17 protein-coding genes and 4 pseudogenes are annotated in these 16,311 nt (G+C 36.2%); 6 read left to right on the top strand and 15 right to left on the bottom strand.

Annotated features, from left to right (window positions below; translation table 11 throughout):
- The 6 genes and pseudogenes from cmr6 to WIW89_RS06285 all read right to left on the bottom strand — a co-directional run.
- A partial coding sequence (gene cmr6, locus WIW89_RS06310; RefSeq protein WP_337720145.1) for a type III-B CRISPR module RAMP protein Cmr6 occupies nt 1–695 on the bottom strand: 695 nt, incomplete at its 3' end.
- Nucleotides 664–2,127 carry a type III-B CRISPR module RAMP protein Cmr1 gene (cmr1, locus tag WIW89_RS06305; RefSeq protein ID WP_337720144.1) on the bottom strand — a complete coding sequence of 488 codons (1,464 nt, stop codon included), beginning with the start codon at nt 2,125–2,127 and terminating at the stop codon, nt 664–666. The genes cmr6 and cmr1, both read right to left, overlap by 32 nt.
- Nucleotides 2,128–2,592: a type III-B CRISPR module-associated protein Cmr5 gene (gene cmr5, locus WIW89_RS06300; RefSeq protein WP_337720143.1), complete on the bottom strand. Its 465-nt coding sequence runs from the start codon at nt 2,590–2,592 to the stop codon at nt 2,128–2,130.
- On the bottom strand, nt 2,582–3,484 hold the full coding sequence (gene cmr4 / locus WIW89_RS06295; RefSeq protein ID WP_337720142.1) for a type III-B CRISPR module RAMP protein Cmr4: 903 nt from the start codon (nt 3,482–3,484) through the stop codon (nt 2,582–2,584). The genes cmr5 and cmr4 overlap by 11 nt, the downstream gene beginning before the upstream one ends.
- Nucleotides 3,485–3,500: 16 nt before the next feature.
- A complete protein-coding gene (locus tag WIW89_RS06290; RefSeq protein ID WP_337720141.1) occupies nt 3,501–4,100 on the bottom strand; it encodes a type III-B CRISPR system CMR subunit Cmr7 in 600 nt (199 codons plus the stop codon).
- A gap of 534 nt (nt 4,101–4,634) precedes the next feature.
- A pseudogene (locus WIW89_RS06285) lies at nt 4,635–4,942 on the bottom strand (ISNCY family transposase); the annotation flags it as partial.
- Nucleotides 4,943–5,023: 81 nt separating this feature from the next.
- On the opposite strand from WIW89_RS06285, the pseudogene WIW89_RS06280 reads away from it, so the two are divergent.
- A pseudogene (locus tag WIW89_RS06280) lies at nt 5,024–5,815 on the top strand (IS5/IS1182 family transposase).
- 470 nt (nt 5,816–6,285) lie between these two features.
- Here WIW89_RS06280 and WIW89_RS06275 read toward each other — a convergent pair.
- The 5 genes and pseudogenes from WIW89_RS06275 to WIW89_RS06255 all read right to left on the bottom strand — a co-directional run.
- Entirely contained in the window at nt 6,286–6,465 is a 180-nt protein-coding gene (locus WIW89_RS06275; protein WP_337720140.1) for a hypothetical protein, read from the bottom strand.
- Between the two features lie 33 nt (nt 6,466–6,498).
- The gene (locus tag WIW89_RS06270) at nt 6,499–6,675 is read right to left on the bottom strand and encodes a hypothetical protein (RefSeq protein WP_337720139.1); all 177 of its coding nucleotides are present in this window, start codon (nt 6,673–6,675) and stop codon (nt 6,499–6,501) included.
- A 167-nt stretch (nt 6,676–6,842) separates the two neighbouring features.
- Nucleotides 6,843–7,457 (bottom strand): hypothetical protein, encoded by a 615-nt coding sequence (locus WIW89_RS06265; protein WP_337720138.1) that lies wholly within the window; start codon nt 7,455–7,457, stop codon nt 6,843–6,845.
- Complete coding sequence (locus tag WIW89_RS06260; protein WP_337720137.1) at nt 7,444–8,838, bottom strand: ATP-dependent nuclease; 1,395 nt, start codon at nt 8,836–8,838, stop codon at nt 7,444–7,446. Before WIW89_RS06260 ends, WIW89_RS06265 begins: the two co-directional genes overlap by 14 nt.
- A 151-nt stretch (nt 8,839–8,989) precedes the next feature.
- Nucleotides 8,990–9,136: pseudogene (locus WIW89_RS06255) on the bottom strand (IS110 family transposase); the annotation flags it as partial.
- Between the two features lie 235 nt (nt 9,137–9,371).
- Between WIW89_RS06255 and WIW89_RS06250 the strand changes: the two are divergent.
- The gene (locus tag WIW89_RS06250; protein WP_337720136.1) at nt 9,372–9,842 is read left to right on the top strand and encodes a PaREP1 family protein; all 471 of its coding nucleotides are present in this window, start codon (nt 9,372–9,374) and stop codon (nt 9,840–9,842) included.
- Nucleotides 9,843–9,922: 80 nt separating this feature from the next.
- Here the strand turns inward: WIW89_RS06250 and WIW89_RS13600 are convergent.
- The 4 genes and pseudogenes from WIW89_RS13600 to WIW89_RS06235 form a co-directional block, all read right to left on the bottom strand.
- Nucleotides 9,923–10,121 (bottom strand): annotated as a pseudogene (locus WIW89_RS13600) (RNA-guided endonuclease TnpB family protein); the annotation flags it as partial.
- Between the two features lie 32 nt (nt 10,122–10,153).
- On the bottom strand, nt 10,154–10,345 hold the full coding sequence (locus WIW89_RS13595) for a hypothetical protein (protein ID WP_443296303.1): 192 nt from the start codon (nt 10,343–10,345) through the stop codon (nt 10,154–10,156).
- A gap of 626 nt (nt 10,346–10,971) precedes the next feature.
- On the bottom strand, nt 10,972–11,499 hold the full coding sequence (locus WIW89_RS06240) for a hypothetical protein (protein WP_337720135.1): 528 nt from the start codon (nt 11,497–11,499) through the stop codon (nt 10,972–10,974).
- A gap of 58 nt (nt 11,500–11,557) precedes the next feature.
- Nucleotides 11,558–12,961 carry an AAA family ATPase gene (locus WIW89_RS06235; RefSeq protein WP_337720134.1) on the bottom strand — a complete coding sequence of 468 codons (1,404 nt, stop codon included), beginning with the start codon at nt 12,959–12,961 and terminating at the stop codon, nt 11,558–11,560.
- Nucleotides 12,962–13,450: 489 nt separating this feature from the next.
- On the opposite strand from WIW89_RS06235, the gene WIW89_RS06230 reads away from it, so the two are divergent.
- The 4 genes from WIW89_RS06230 to WIW89_RS06215 all read left to right on the top strand — a co-directional run.
- Nucleotides 13,451–14,539, top strand: coding sequence for an AAA family ATPase (locus WIW89_RS06230; protein WP_337720133.1), 1,089 nt, complete (start codon nt 13,451–13,453; stop codon nt 14,537–14,539).
- Between the two features lie 10 nt (nt 14,540–14,549).
- Nucleotides 14,550–14,876, top strand: coding sequence for a hypothetical protein (locus tag WIW89_RS06225; protein ID WP_337707950.1), 327 nt, complete (start codon nt 14,550–14,552; stop codon nt 14,874–14,876).
- Between the two features lie 29 nt (nt 14,877–14,905).
- On the top strand, nt 14,906–15,109 hold the full coding sequence (locus WIW89_RS06220) for a hypothetical protein (protein WP_337720132.1): 204 nt from the start codon (nt 14,906–14,908) through the stop codon (nt 15,107–15,109).
- 303 nt (nt 15,110–15,412) lie between these two features.
- Nucleotides 15,413–16,311: ISNCY family transposase (locus WIW89_RS06215; protein ID WP_337720131.1), on the top strand; the 899-nt coding region annotated here is incomplete at its 3' end.

The following is a 16,311-nucleotide window of genomic DNA, read 5'->3' as shown; positions in this document are numbered from 1 at the left end:
AAAGTCACTTTAGGAGCTATAGTTAAATGTATAACTGGCGTTGGTTGTGCATCAGCCTCAGACTTCTTCTTATTATAATGAGGTGTAATTACGTCTGGTACAAATAAGAAATTCTCAGACCTAGTAGGATAAGCATCCGTAAAGTTTACATTACCCTCCCTCTCCTCATTACCGAATATCTCCTCAGCATTTTGCTCGCCTAGTTTATCCTCAATATGACTTCTCACAATACCTTTAATTTCAGATGCAGGTATGTAAGGCAAGTTCATATAAGGATCGAAAGAAATCCCAGAGTCAAAAATCAGCTTACCTAAAGAAGTTGAAACTCCTATTAAAGCCCTCGTCTTAGTAGTTATCTCAACGTCTACTATAGTGTATTTTAACGACTTTAGTATTTCTTTGAGATTATCAAAATATTTCTTTACTTTTTCACCGTCTAATTTAAAGTTCCTTGAGACAAGTTCAGCTATTTCCCTCTTAAATAGGCTTTTCTTCTCTTCGACATCTTTTAGGATTATAATGTGATACTTTAATAGTGGGTTATTAGCACTATATGAATGGTTATTTGAAAGAAATTCTCCAAAGTTATTGTATACTACGCTAGTCAAACTTAATGCAGAGAATAAATTAATATCTTTTGCATATATTAGCTTGTTTATAATATTATCGAATATTAGATTGACGTGGTTTAACATTTTCACTCACGCAATCAGCTAAAGTTTTAAGATCTTTACATATCTTATTGTAATTTACCTTAACTGGATTATTTGTAATGTATTCGATATATGATGGAATTAGTAGATATGTTAAAAGGAAAGTCTTTCCGTTATTCATAGTTAATATTTTAAATCTTAAGGCCGATGGCCTACGTTTTTTACAGTCAAAAATCCCAGAGTATTTTGCAAGCCATGAGGTAAAATCGGAGCTGTTGCGTATTAACGATTTTAAGTAATAAGTACATTGCTTACTACGAATAACACTTTTTTCGTTTGCCCTATTTCCACAAAATAATACTAGAAACGCAGGGTAATTCTGAATAAGTTGGATGCATTTTCCTTTTTTTATAACTGCTCTTGATACGGTATCAAGTATATATTTTACTTTATTTGGGTCAGCTTCATTTACAAATAGGACATGTTCTAGAAATGATCCTAGAGTAAAATAAAAGTGTACCATGTTACTGCTGAAATCAACTTTTTCTAACCGATGTTTTTCATCCGGGAAAGGAACCTTGTATTCTATGTCATGAATTAGTTGTACTAATATATCTTTAAGCTCTTTCTCATTCTCTACCTTTAAAATTTTATTAATATGACTTTCTAAGTCACTGCATACTCCATCATAACATTTTGCATAAACTATTGATAAACTCCCAAATCCCCTGCTGGTTTTCCTACCAATTCCTCCTAATAGTATAAAAACTAATAAACTATATAATGCAAACTTAAGCTTGCTTTCAAAATTTTGCTTATGCTCACGACTCTTATCTAGATAGATATTAAGAGTGAATGTAACTTCTTGCTTAATATTAAAGTATTCTAAATAATTAGTAATTAGATCACGCAAGATTTTCTTAATTACTTCCTTATTCGAAATTTTTGTATCTATTTTAATACTCTTAAAACCTGAGAGTTCGAATCTAAGAAGTTTATTTTTATATACTAGATCCTTGATTTTATCTACATCTAAATTAGATTTAAAAGAAATGGATATTTCAGTTGAGCCTTCTATTTCGATAATTAGCCTATTATCTCTAAAGTCCAAATTCACTTTTACTTCCTTATTTTTCCTTAAGTAATCTATCACTTTATCTAACTCAACATTAGATAGTTCAAAATGATTATAACTTCCCTCATCAGTTATCACCTCTAACCTCACTGTAGACTTCTTGTTTTCACTTCCGAAAACGTCCTCAAATAGCTTATCTATTGACTCATAAGTGTAAAGCTTTCCTTCTTTCACATAACTTACTGTATTGAATAAAACCCTATTCCACCACCTCCACAAACCCTTAATTTCAGTAGGCCTAACGTTCTCTTCATAAAATTCGTTTATACTATGCCTATTATAACCTCCGGTTAACGGATAAATAGCCTTTAGCCTAAAAGACATTAACAACTCCTCCATTTACCTCACCTCTATTATAGCCTCAGCCAACCTCTTTATTGCCATTAAATACCTCTTTATTCTGGCGGAAATTATAGGAGACAACTCATACAACTTGCCTATGAGTTCTAAACGGTTATTCTCAAGTTTATCAATTAGAAACTTTTTATCTATAATGTTTCTCTCAGACAGATAGTACAGAATGACAAACAAATAGGCCATATAAGAAGCCTCATCACTACTACCCAGATCAATGCTCTTTGAAGAGGAAGAATTTAATAGTGAGATTAGTTTATTTATCTTTTTATCATTCTCTAGCCCAGCTTTTGATATTATGTAAAACAATGTGGGGATGAACCCAGAAGTATATATCTCCTCCACCATATCCCTAGCCCTACTCCTAAATTTACTTTTAGCTTCACCTTCTAGAGAATTTAATACCTTATTGAACGCGTCAAGAGCCAACTTATAATCATCATAAGGCATCTTTTCCCCACCTTAACTCAACTATTCCCTTTCCTATGGTCTCCTTACCGCCAAGAATAACGTATTTCAGCTTCCTTAAATTACAGCTAACAAATACTGCATTCTCCTTACTTTCCTTGCCTAAAAATGCAGAAAAGAAAATAGTCTTCATCGGTACGTATTCCTCAGACCACAAACCACCGGTTACCACAGTTTTCTTATCCTTATCTATCCTTATCCTCCTAACCCTAATTAAAGACCTATTGATTACCTCCTTCCCTATAGAATCTTTTAATACCAGTAATGGAACATCATCACTTTCCAACCCTTCCTTGTTTACCTCATCGCTTACTAGGTTAGTTATGTTGGAAATTTTAACGTCATGAGCCTCCTCCAATTCAACGTGAAAGTCCTCATTTAAAATAGCGGTCTTCAAACTGCTGCCTAGCGTAATGTTCTTTCCTTCATTACGAAGTATGCATTTAATAGCATTTTGCAAATTACTGAAGGAAGCGTTAGACAATTGAGAAATCGAGTCCAAATACAATTTAACCTTCTTTAAGAGCTCATATGTGGTAACGTAAACCCAAACGTGAGGTTTTGCGCTATTGATTTCGATAATCCTTGAAGGTATAGCAAAAAGTATTGCGTCCAAAAAAGTACCTAATGAAGCTTCCTCAGGGTTTTCATCCTCGCCTAGTACCTTATAAATCACGTCTCTTTTATCTGGAAATTCCTTTAGAAGAAATGACTTTATGGCGCCTTTCAAGCTAGAAGCGTAAATTGTTGGATAGCCTAACTCGTCCCTCTGAAAAGGCAAGTCTATTTCCTCATCTACAGATGAGCCAGAACCTACGTGAAGATGGGTAATAGCGTAAATAAAGAACGGTTCAGAAAAAGTGTAATAAGGCATAGAGGTACCTTCCAATTTATATACTATAATAATTGACTATATCATTAAGTTTCTCTACTAGGTTATTGATAGCATCATCATTATGAATGTCATATAGATCAGTAATTCCTTCTATTTTCTTCTTATTATCAATTTTTAAGGAACGATAATTAGTTTTTCTTACAGGGTTTGGTTGAGTTATTAAATCAGTTATTAAATTAATCTTTATGTCATTCTGAAGATCAACTTTAGATTTCCTCATAAAGTATAATTTGTTCATTACTTCAGCTTTGGAAAAAATAATTTCTTGTTTAGATAGTCCTTGAGCAAGTTGCTTTATTTCACCATTTATGAGAATTCCTTTAACATAATCACAAGGGTCTAATGTATGAACTAACCCTAAACTATTTTCATCTATAGCATATCCGGTAAGAACTAAAATATTATTAATATCAACCTTATTCTTATTTTCCTTATTCTTATTTTCCGTTATTTTAGTAATATGTTTATTACCTAAAATTTTAATATTAATAGGGGACCTATTTTTACTTAAAGTTAGAGTTTGTTCATTATACTCATAGTTTACATCATTTACTAATGGGATGAAGACGTATTCATCGACAGCGCCACTTGCCATAATTTAGAGTATATTTCATAATATATAAAAATAACAGATTCCATAATACGATGTTATCCCAAGGGAACTTCACATGCTTTTCCTACGGAAATCTATATAAACTATTCACGTCATTAGGGCGGTAAAGTACTGTAATATAATATAAAACTTAATATATATGTTTATCTTTACGGATATAATCAGATTAATAATATATTATGGTAATTAATTCATTTATTAATTTTATAATAATAAATAAAATTAAACCTATCCGCCTATGCAGTAGATTAGATCAATTATCAAATCTATATTATTCAGTAATATTCGCTAAGTTCGACTAATAAGATAGTAAAAAGAGTTTACACTCACATATTCTAATTAGAATATAATAACTAAAGGACACATTAGGTATATTATAGAAGATTACAACAATAATTATGTAAAAAATACAGAGTTTGCTTTAAAGAATTCTTTTAAACTTGACGCTGATGTCACAGTAGAGAGTAAGTACAAGGTCTCAATATCCTTATAGGAGAGAAGATAATAAATAGCAGTTTACGTTTTTCTCTTACGTTCAAACAATTTCTTTATCTTCAGATGCTTGATAAATACTTTTTGTCAACCTTGCTATCCTCTTAGCTCCAAGGTTCAAACCCGTGAAATACTTGAACAAAAGAACAGTAAACAAGGAAAAAGCCTTCAACACTATAAAACCCTTAATCCTAAGCCAAGTTAGGAAGGAACCCTTCTAAGATCTTAAGCTCCCTAATCAAAACCTCAACATCCCACCTATTCTCCCAAGTAGTTACAATATCCTCAGCAGTATCATTAACATCTGTAGAGAGGAAATACCTCCTACCTACGTTGTGGGTCGCTTCAGAATTATACAAAATTTTCAAGTAATTATGCAGAGTATTACTTGTGGAAAAGAAGAACACTAGGGATTGGAGTACGATGAGAACGTGGTAACTAGACACAAGCTAATGATCCCCTTCTACGTCTTCGAACACTAGTGGGAATTACTCCAGTGGGAGAACAGATATGCTAAGACCAAGTATAAGGCACCAAAGGAGTTCAACGACTAGCATTCCTACACTTGTTCTTAGCCCACAGAGTAGAAGGAGTATTAAGCGCTGGTTGAAATGAAGATAATACCGACAAGTCTTGATTAACGATATGGGAAAGGGTAAGAAACATGAATATTAATTCCCCTGAAGCGAGTGACGAATCTGTGGTACTGGAATAAGCACAACAAGAGGAGGACAATAGTAGTAAAGTGGGGCAAAAGGAGGGATTCAAAATTCCTTAAGATTGAAGTAGTTATGAAAAAGGACGAGTTCAGGATAGTAAGCGCTGAGGTGACGAGTAATTTGGACGAATCTGCTTCAAATACTGTAAAGGACTTGAAGGAAAAGGGTAAGGAAGTTAAGAAGTTCTAGGTAAGGCTTATGATGACGAGATTTATAATCTTAGTGTTGTTGTTCCTCCAGGGAAGAACGCTTTAGGTGTGGCCATTCCGCGATGAGAATGTTCGTGTTTTTTGAAGTTGGGTTATGAACGTTGGCGGGATGAGAAGGATTAGTTAAGGTGGTTGGTTGAGTCCTTGTTCTCTGCTGTTAAGCATTTGGTGAGTCTGTTAGGGATACGAGTTTTGCTGGTCAAATTATTGATGCTAAGCTGGTTTGGCTTATGCTTGGATGATGTACATGGCTAACCTTGTTGTTGGTCAGGGCTAAGGGCTTTGAGGTCAAGAAGTAATATAGTAAATTATTTAGGAGAGATATTATTTTCTATAGAAAACATATTTTTACTGTATCCTTCTAATGAGATTTATTGAACTAATCCACAAAGCGTAATAACATATAATCTTTATAATCTTTTTATTGTAAACGCTCAATATATAGATATTTGTAGTTAAGTGCATTTATTCTTTATTATATGAGTGCTTTAATCCAATCTATGTATTAATAAACCTAAATATCCCTCAATAAAATGAGGTATTCCAAAAGGGATACAAATATTACCTACTCCATTACATTCGCCTATATATGCACTTATCTCTTTATTTATATCGCACTTTTCTTTTGAAAGTTTATAGAACGCTCTTCCGTTTCCGTCTAAAATTATGTATTTATTTCCCTCTTTAGCTACAATTATCGGATCCTCTGTTAACTTGCCTCTTCTCTTACCGTGATTCTTTCCCTCTTCACAAATTTTTCCTTTTTATTTCTTCATTTTTCACAATTTCTTCAATATCCTTGTATTTATACCCTGGAAAACATTCTATTTTAGTTGAGATTATAAGACCTTTTAACTTAAGGCTATCTTCTTTCCACGTACAAGATCCAGCAGTTATCTCCTTTGCTATGAACTTCCTCTTAAACATTAAACTCAACCCATAAAATAAATCATAAATCTCCTAACAGTCCTCTTCTATTCCTTTCTTACGCTCATAGCACTTTTTGACTAGCTCGTCTATATTAATTATATCGGGGGTTTTATCGCGAGTTAATGATGCTGGTTCGTGCAATATATAACTTTTTACAACCTCTAATCTCGACTCTTGAGTTAAATGCTCAGGATATTTTGTTATCATACAAATATTAGAGGTGTAAATGTAATAAATATTTTTTAGATCATGCTTAAGCTTCGAATATTCAACATTCAGAATTTTGTAGAGGATGTATTTGTCCTAATCTCATATGTAAATACTCTGAGTAAGTAAAGTATGTCCTTTTCCTTAATTATAAAATGTAAGATATGCTACATTTTAATAGTAGTGAATTCTTCTAAGACACGAGCAATTGCTTTGAATAACTCGTCATACGTCTTTTCAGTGCAAGATTCTTTCATTTCTTTTTGTACGCTCTTAAATATTTCCTTGTATTTTTTACAACACCCTTCCCCTGTAAACTTACTTATATTACTCTTACAGATTTTTATAAGGATAAAATCTTCGATACAGCAGTAAAAGCCAAGAAAGATAAAATACATGAAAAATTTCTTATTTCCTATACTACAAGTCAGCTTATATATGTCGAGATCTTCTGCGATTTTTTCCGTAGCAGAAATGGAAATCCCATACTTGTTTGCTAATTTGTTAACATCGTTCTCGCAATCAGAAGAGCAGTGTTCTTTATCAACAAATATAATATAACCTAAGGAAAACCTTGTAACGTCCTCTTTAATGAACTTTAATACTCCGTCAATTCCAGTGTTAATAGTCCTTCCCTTACCTTTTCTACCGCTTTCTGGAATGAACAATGAGATTTGGCAATATTTATCTTTGTTTTTCTCAATAGCATTTTTAATTATTTGCCTATCAAAATGCCCATCTCCAAAAATTATCTCAATTTTAGCTTTTTCAGTGAACTTCATTAGATATTTTTAATGCTGTATATCTTAAATCTTCATAATCCATCCTATCCAAGACTTCTTCCGAAGACAAGACTTCGTATTTACCGTCATTGATTAATATAAACCTAACATTGTCAGAGCGCTTTTCTGCTAAGTATGCATAAACGTCACTGCTCTGCGTGGTTATTAATATCAGATCTACGTCCAATTTCAGTAAGAAATCGTAAAATTGTTTAAGCAATTCTGGATGTAAGGCAAATCCTTCTAAGTCGTCGATGAGGATAATCTTAGGCTGATAAACGACGTAAGACAATATGAAGTTTAGCAAGCTTTTATAACCGTAACCTAACTCATTAATTGAAACGTCAGTCTTATCGTTAAATAATACTCTGAGCTCATTACCCGCAGATAAATAAACATAGAAAATGTTAGGGTCAAACTCACTTAATAGCTCGGTAACTTTGCGTAAAATCGATGGCTCATAAGTAACTGTAGGGTTGGCATTGCTAGAATATATTAAAAGTATTCTAGCGTCACCAATCCGTGTTGAGGAAGCATCAGAAAACTCTATCCTATAATATTCATTATTCAAAAATAGTTCAGTTTCAGCAATTTGATCAGATATCCTACCTCTGAATGCCCTTATTTTACTTACGTTATTTGTATCTAGCATTGCTATTGCCTCCAATACGCTAGTTTTTCCTACGTTGTTCTTGCCCATGATTACGCCGATTTTAAAATTAGGTAAAATCATCTTAAAATCGCTAAGCCTTCTATAATTCCTTATTCTAACACCTATGCCCAGATTACTTAATTTTCCCGGCAATGATAACACGTAGTCAACGTTAACATAAGGTGAGTCGTAAACCCTTACAAATCTACCTTTTCCGTATCTATAAATCCACGTTGAGTAAAGCATTTCTCCACCTCTTTCTTTTTCAGTTATACTTATTGGTATCAAAGACGGGTTAGCTCCAACCGGTCTCCAAGATTCCTTAGGGTTATATTCTAAAATTTCCCCCACGATAGTGTTTTCACTATTTTTAGACATCGGCTTACGCTCAAAGTTTTTAGGCACAAACGGGAACGGGTTTCCTTTACTAAAGATTTCTTCTTTTACACCGTTTTTATCTACGTAATAAAAGGGAGTATCTCCTACCCAAATTACCGTACCTCCTCTTTCCATAAATTTGAAAATATCCGTCTCGTTTATCGGCTTGTTCGGGTAATCGTATAATGTGTAAGGTATAACATCAGTACCGAAAATTAGGAAAGCTCTTTCCCCACGCGAACTGATCCACTCAATTACTGAGTTATAATTAAGGACAGGTAAACGCACTTTGTGTTTGCATATTTCGTCTGTCCAACTATATACTTTACCGCAGTAGACCGCTATTTCCATAATAACAATCTCAGAGGTCGATATAAAAAGCTTTTATTCAGGGAGCTTTCGGTATAAAAACCTTTCCTTAAAAATTGAGCATAGTCCACACTACTTTTGCAATAAAACCTGCTTTACTCACTAGCGTTAAACTGCCTATTCATAGTGCAGTTAATTTATCTTTTGATACGATTACCCCTATTACCCCTACCTCTTTATCACACCTATGTGCGTGAATTTTGTCACAATGTTCAGTCCGATGATAGGAGCTTGTCACGCCTCTTGCCGAAGATTTCACTTCAATTTCTAAGTCGACCATGTTTCCCCAGCTGAGGAGAGTATTATTCTCCTCGACTAGTAAAACCTATATAGGGGTGCCCGTAACGGAATTAGAAGTAATTAAAAGTAAGGAAAAGTTACGCCACAGGTAAACACTTTTATGCAACACCACTTGAAAAATGAGAAGTTTTGTATACCAAGTGTAATAATTGGTAAAACCTCCAGTTGTGTACATCTCGTTAAGTATATTTTTGTCCTTAACTAGGTAATTTATGATGGAAGAGTTAATAAAAAAAGCTGAAGAGATGGGAATTGATGTTGAGGATTTAATAATTACAGCAATGTCGAGGAAAGACCCTCAAGAGGGAATAAAGCTTAGACTTACCCTAGCTAGGAAATATATGGCCGAGGCCGAGGAGTACTTAAAGAAAGGCGATTCGGTACAGGCTTCTGAAAAGGCGTATAAGGTTGCTGAGGAAGTTATTAAAGCTTTAGCGGAGAAGTTTAATTTGCCAGAGTATCAACAAGCCGTTAAGGAAGGGAGATGTTATGCTTACACTTTAGGTAGTGCGTCGGCCTCTCTGTCAAAAATGTTGGGTGAATGGGTAGTTAATGGGTGGAGTAGTGCATATTTCCTTCACGTTTGGGGTTTTCACGAGTCTAAACTCAGTGTAACTGATATAATCCCTTACCTAGAAGGGGTTAAAAAATTGCTAGAGAACGCTGAGAAGGTAATTGGGAGCTGAAATCACAATTATCTAAATCCAATTTTTAGACAGTTCATTGATCTCCTAACTATATCTGTATTTAAACTGGGATTTGGGCTTCATTGAATTTTCATGAATTTGTATCCAATTCTCAGCCCTTGGGCTTCAACAGAATCACGGAGCATTGCCCCGTTCATACCCCTCCGTCCCTCTAGCGGGATAACCCCGACCCACCTACTCTCAGTGGGAGTAAAAAAGAGGTGAAAACCCGCACATCTTGAGGTATATGTTTAGAGATGCGTTTAGTTGTCTATCCAGAAGAACTTCACCGCTTTCCAAGTACCCAGCGTTCACCTTGAAAACCTTAATCCCCCCACCCTCGTGAGCAGAGCCGTCATCAGGTAGGGGTTAAAAACTTTGATAACCATCTCCACTACTTGCTTTCCCTTCCTCAACTTCTCACCGTTAAACGGGTTGATAGAGGAAGTGTAGGACTCAGAAACCTCATCAACGTCTATCGGCTGAGTTTTCAACATATCCATGAATTTAACAACACTCCACTGGTGAATCCTTTACTGATGACGAAATTATAGTAAATGAGAGCAGCGATAAAATTGTGGCTAAAATTGTTCTCTATCACTTATGACGTCGTTAGATGTAGGTAACTCGAAAGGTAAACCTTTTTTAACCATTTTTAGGTCAATTCTTTAACTCTCTTTTTCCTTTCTATTTCTACTACAGCCCTATTTATGCCGTATAGTATAATTAAGTTAAATGCCTCGTTCTTAGCCAAACCCTTTCAACCATCTGCTTGGCTATTTCATAGTACTCATCTTTTAGTTTTAAAGTACTATCTTCATACTTTTATCATACTAACAAAGTAATATGATGCTTACTTCAGTTAAATGCAATATAAGCTGATTACAGAGAAAAGGAGGATTAGGGGTGTAAAGCCTCTTCAAGGGATGGATAGCCCCCTTATACTTCTTTTTCTAGTTTCTTTTAATGGCTAGGAAGGTTAAAGCGATCAGAGCTACTGTTTAAATGAAGATAGCTACTATCAATAGAAGGATTAATCCCTGAGTAGCTCAATTATCATGCTATGGACATAATATCTATTTTCTCTTTAACAGAATAAACTTTAGGCTAGGCCGATAAACTTCCTAATTTAGTTGGACAGTTTTCCACATGGTATCACTTCCGGTACTAACGTGTTGGTAAAATAATATAACCAGCGATAGGTGTTAGTTATGATATCCATATTTCTCTCGATGTATTCCTTGACCTTGTCAACGTCATTAGGGTTAACCACAAATACAGTTACGTATCTCACATTATTAGCACTTAAATTCAAAGACCTCCTCACTTGAGTGTTTATAAATGCTACGCAAAAATTCATCTTGTTTAGTAACGTAGGAAGATCCCTGCCCTGCATTGCTGTTAATTCAATGATTTTAATTATCAGTTCGCCTTTTGCATCTCTCACTATTTCGATAGCATCGCAGTGCTCACGTGAATTAATGCCGATCTCCTCTAAGTTACCAGTGTAAAATTTTCTTAAATTCTCATCTTCTACTTTATTTAGTCCCCTAAAAGCCTCTTCCATGTCTATAAAAAGTAACACATTATCGTCTTTTATGAAAAACTTGCAGCAATTTTCCTCAAGTACTCCCTTCTCGACCTTTAAACTTACCATAATCTCTCACCTTTGTTCGAACGCCTCTAATAGGATTTCTTAACTCGAGTAAACTACGTCACTTTTGCCCGAACAATCTCTTCGAATGAAGTGATGAAAACCACCTAAACTCCTTTTCCAATACGTCCTTAGTACCAGGCAAACCCCTCACGACATAGTCGATACTCACATCCTTAACCTCTCCCTCGGTAAAGTGATATACTTTAACCTTAACTTTTTCATTAGCCTTTTCTACGGCTTCTGCTAACGCCTCGTAATCCTTCACTTTCAAGTCCTCAAACAAGTCCTTTAACTCCTCCTTAGTGGGCTTTAACATACTCAGGTGGGCGATAGTGGAAACTATAGTCTGGCTGTGAGTAGAAATCACGATACGGTTAATTGAGGATAAAGCGTAAAGAACCATACCCATTAGTAGTTGTAATTCCTCGTGTAGTTGTGTTTCAGGTTCTTCAAACAAGACCAGGCTCTCTTCCTTTACCGAGAGCAAGAAACTTACGATCTCTAGTATTGAAGCTGAAACGTACTTCCACGGTATTTTCTTATTTTCCTCAATGTAAATTAAGTTCCCGCCAACATTTGCTATCTGTCCCTTCAATAGCGGTTTTATTAAGTTGAATACTTTCTCGTTGTATTTAGTTAAGCCCTCGAAGTATTCCGTCAGATAATTAGGTCCTGTAATTTTAAACGGGGAGGAGGCTATTGCCATTATAAATCCTCTAATAACTGCTTCCAACCACGAAGAGGGGGAAGGCGATGCCGACGTAGGAGAGTTCAAAATTTCTTGTAATATAAACTTCTGAAGCACTAGGAGAGACCTACCGTAAGGAATGTAAACAACGCCGTTGATTCCATTTTTGCTTAGAGACTCGTTAAACCCTATGCAGTACTGGGAGTTTACTAGCTGTTCTGCAATATTCAACATAATAGTGGAAATAGACGAAAGGGTTTCGTTATCCTTTAAGCAGGTTTCACTTACATCAGAGACATCAACCTTAACTTCTCCTTTATCACCGTTGACACTGATTTTGTAAATTGTGTTACTAAGGGAAAACCTTAAACGTTTCATATCCTCATCACTACACGTTTTCGGAAAAAACATTGGAGGTAACGTTGATGGTCTGTACTCCTCTTCATAACTCAGTTTTTGAGTAAGTATGAAATCCAAAACGTTTATAGGTTCTAGTTTAAACTCCCCTTCTGGTAATGAATCACTTATGAAACTCTTGTAGTTTTCTTTCGTTCCCTCTCTGTCGATAGTGAAGTGTAGGAGAAACAAATTATCCTTTACCTCAATGCTGTCCTGCTTTAGCTTAATGAGATTGCCTGGACAGTAAAGGGAATAAAATAACGCTTTCATAGCAGTGCTTTTGCCAGTGTTGGGCTTTCCAACGAAAAGCGTGATGTCACCTAACTCGATTTCACCGTGCTTTATGGGACCTAGATTAGATAAGTATAACTTCATAGTAATACAAGCTCCGTGAAGGATTTTAAACCTTGGCTACTACTGACTCATAAATTTTTGTTAATGTAGCCGTGATGGGCTGAATCCTTTTTCACGTTGATAGAAATCTTTTTGTCTGTTTGTAACAAACTTTTGTTAATAAATGATAATCTCTCACGCCGATGTGGGCAAAAGTGTGGGAGTGATTACGGAGATGTGAGCCCCGTGCTGTTGGGCTCGAAGGAGTCCCATGACCCACTTGTGGTTGAGGGCTAAGTCCCTGCACTTGATCATGATTGAACATAAAATGATTGAAATGAAAATGTAGGGACAAACGGTGTAAAGGGGGCAATGTCCCCGTGACTCCGCTGAAGTCCAAGGGCTGAGGATTGATATTAAATAATATGAAATCCTATGAAGCCCAAACCCTATAGCTTAATGCCAGAAAATATTAAAGCGTAAAGTCATCAACAAAGCAAGAGCTTTAAACGAGATTTCTTATTGTGTCATGTGATAAAAAGATTAAAGATAGAAAACTTCAAGAGTTACCGTGACAGTGAGTTTGAGTTTGGGAAAGTAAGTATCGTTGTAGGGCCTAACGGTTCTGGTAAAACTAATCTTGTCGACGCTTTTAGTTTTCTAAAGCAACTTATAAGACCTCTATCTTACCCACCTTATCCCTTCATTCGATGGGGAGATTACAAGAACGTTGTATTTATGCAAGATGAGAATTTGGACATCTCCTTTGAGATCGATGGTGAATATAAGGGTAAAGATTACCATTATGAGATTTCGCTAAATAAGTTGCAGATAAAAAAGGAAATTATAAATTTCGACTCTTACAGCATGGAAAGAAGAGGCAACGTAATAAGATATGAAAATAAAGAGATAACAATTCCTCCTAATTTAAGTGTATTTAACTTATTTTTTGCACAACCTCTAATAGCATTAAATCTCAGTGCCACCCTTCCACCTGAACTCTTTAATTTCATGACGAATTTCCTAAATGACGTAGGAGTGTTCAGAATAGTTCCTCAAACAGCAGTATCTCCAGTCTATTTCACATTCCCAGAAGCGTTAGATGAAAACGGTCGCGGGTTAGTTAAGGTGATAAGCAATAACTTGTCTAGAATTAATGAGACTAAACAAGTTTATGATTTCTTAGTTGAAAACAACATCTCTCTAAGACCGGTTTTCACTGAGGACGGAAATATAAGACTACATTTCATTGAAAAGAGTGAAAACAACAACGAGCTGATTTTACTGCCCACATCAGTACCTGACGGTTTTATAAAAATGTTGACAATCCTTGTAGCTGTGTATCTGTTAAAAATGTCGACAATCATTATCGATGAAATAGAGAACTCCCTCCACCTTAAGTACATTGAAAGACTAGTTGATATAATGCGATATTCCGACTCACAGTTCATAGCAACTACACATTCGCCACTAATTATCGACTTCATGGATCCTTCAGAAATAATAATTCTTGATAAAGAAAGAGGAGAGACTAAAGTTAATAAAGTACAAGAGCCGGAGAAATTGAAGGAAAAGTTAACTGAGAACGGTATCTTGTTAAGTGAATGGTTGTTATACTAAGTGAAAAATAATGAAAATAATTCTAGCAATTACAGAAGATAAATACGGTTGCAGTGCAATCGCTGAATTAATCAGAAAACTTGAAGAGAATAAAAAGATAGAAAATGAAATCAAATTAGATTGCCATTCTATGGGTGGAAAAGGAAATATAATCTCTGCAAAGACGGTAAGAATTGTAAAAAGTTCCATTTTTAAAGGATACAACAAAATCATGATCTTTGTGGACAGCGATAATGAAGATTCCCAAATACTGGAAAACAGGATACAGCAGTTATTAGATTTTGCCTTGACTTCAAGGCTACACCTAACGAGAAATCCCATAACTGCTGTAGGATAAAAGATATGTTAAAAAGAAATGGTGTAGATATGAATAAAGTCTTTATCATTGTTTTCAATCCTCATATTGAAATACTCTTAGCACCACAAGAGAACAATCCGTTAGAATATTTGAAAACGCATGATAAATATGAAAAGAGTGACTTACCTAAACGTATAAGAAACATAGACTTAAATACGGTCTATAAATTAGAAGTTTTTCAGAAAATTGTGAAAACCTTGAATGACCCTTAATTGTGGACATCCCCCCAATATTCGATAATTCTCTCCATATATAGACTTTCTAAGGATAGGAGTGAGATGAAAGTGTAGGGACAAACGTAGGAATGTAATAAAATTAATTAGCTTAATATGTTTCTGAACGCTAACTTGCAAAGATTCATAAGAGTGTTATATCCTATTCTTTCATACTTAGTAAACCTACCACTACTTGACGGAATTTCTATCTTACAGCAGTTATGGGAATCTTAGGGAGGTAATACCAAGAAGTCGGTATTAGCGAGAAGTTTTTATTTTTCAACGTTGTTCTACTGAAAGATGTTGAAGGGACAAGTAGAGTACGCTAAGGAGAGGTTGGTCAAGGCAGTCAACCAAGTTTTGGGCATAGTGAGAAGGAACGGGAGGAGCAGGAGGGTAGGACTAGCACTAGTCCTCATGACCCTGCTAGGTGGTAGGGCCAGCGTGAAGAACGCTGCTGAGACGTTCGGGTTGGACTACGCGAACCTGCTGGAGGCGTTGGGGGAACTCGAAGACGCGTGGAAGGACTACTTGAAGGTCCTGTCGGGGCTGGTGAAGGGTGAGGTGGCCGTAATCATAGACGACACCGTGGACCACAAGGAGTACTCCAGAGGGAAGGACGTGAGCCCCCACGGAAACTACTGGATCTACTGCCACGCCCACCGGAGATTCGAGAGGGGTATACAACTCCTCACGGTCGCCATAGTGGACCTCTCCACGGGCAGGACATTCATGGTGGGGGCTTTCCCCTACGCCGTGAGGAAGATGTTGGACTTGGGGATGGTCACCGAGTTCAAGACCAAGATCGACTTGGCCAAGGAGATGTTGGACGTGCTCAAGGGGTACTTCCGCGTGTCCAAGGTAGTCTTCGACTCGTGGTACTGGTCGGAGAAGCTCGTGAAGGACAACGTGGTGTCTGAGCTCAAGTCCAACCGGAGGCTCCTCAGGGTCGAGTCGGCCCGGGGGACCCTCGAGGAGGTGGAGGGACACCTCCGAGTGGGGGACCTACCCCCCGGAGTCTACTACGCCGACCTGACCCTGAGAGACCGAGTGACTACAGTAAAATTGCTAGTTCAAGAATATAAAGGTGACTCCGGGACACACGTCAGGTATCTCTACACGACCGATCTCTCGCTCAGCGAGGAGGAGATCGAGGAGGCATGGAGGATGAGGTGGGAGATCGAGAAGCTCCACAGGGA

The sequence above is a fragment of the Stygiolobus sp. CP850M genome (assembly GCF_037389425.1).
Taxonomy (GTDB): domain Archaea; phylum Thermoproteota; class Thermoprotei_A; order Sulfolobales; family Sulfolobaceae; genus Stygiolobus.
Note: the sequence above shows the minus strand (reverse complement) of the source record. Positions and strands in the feature narration are given on the sequence as shown.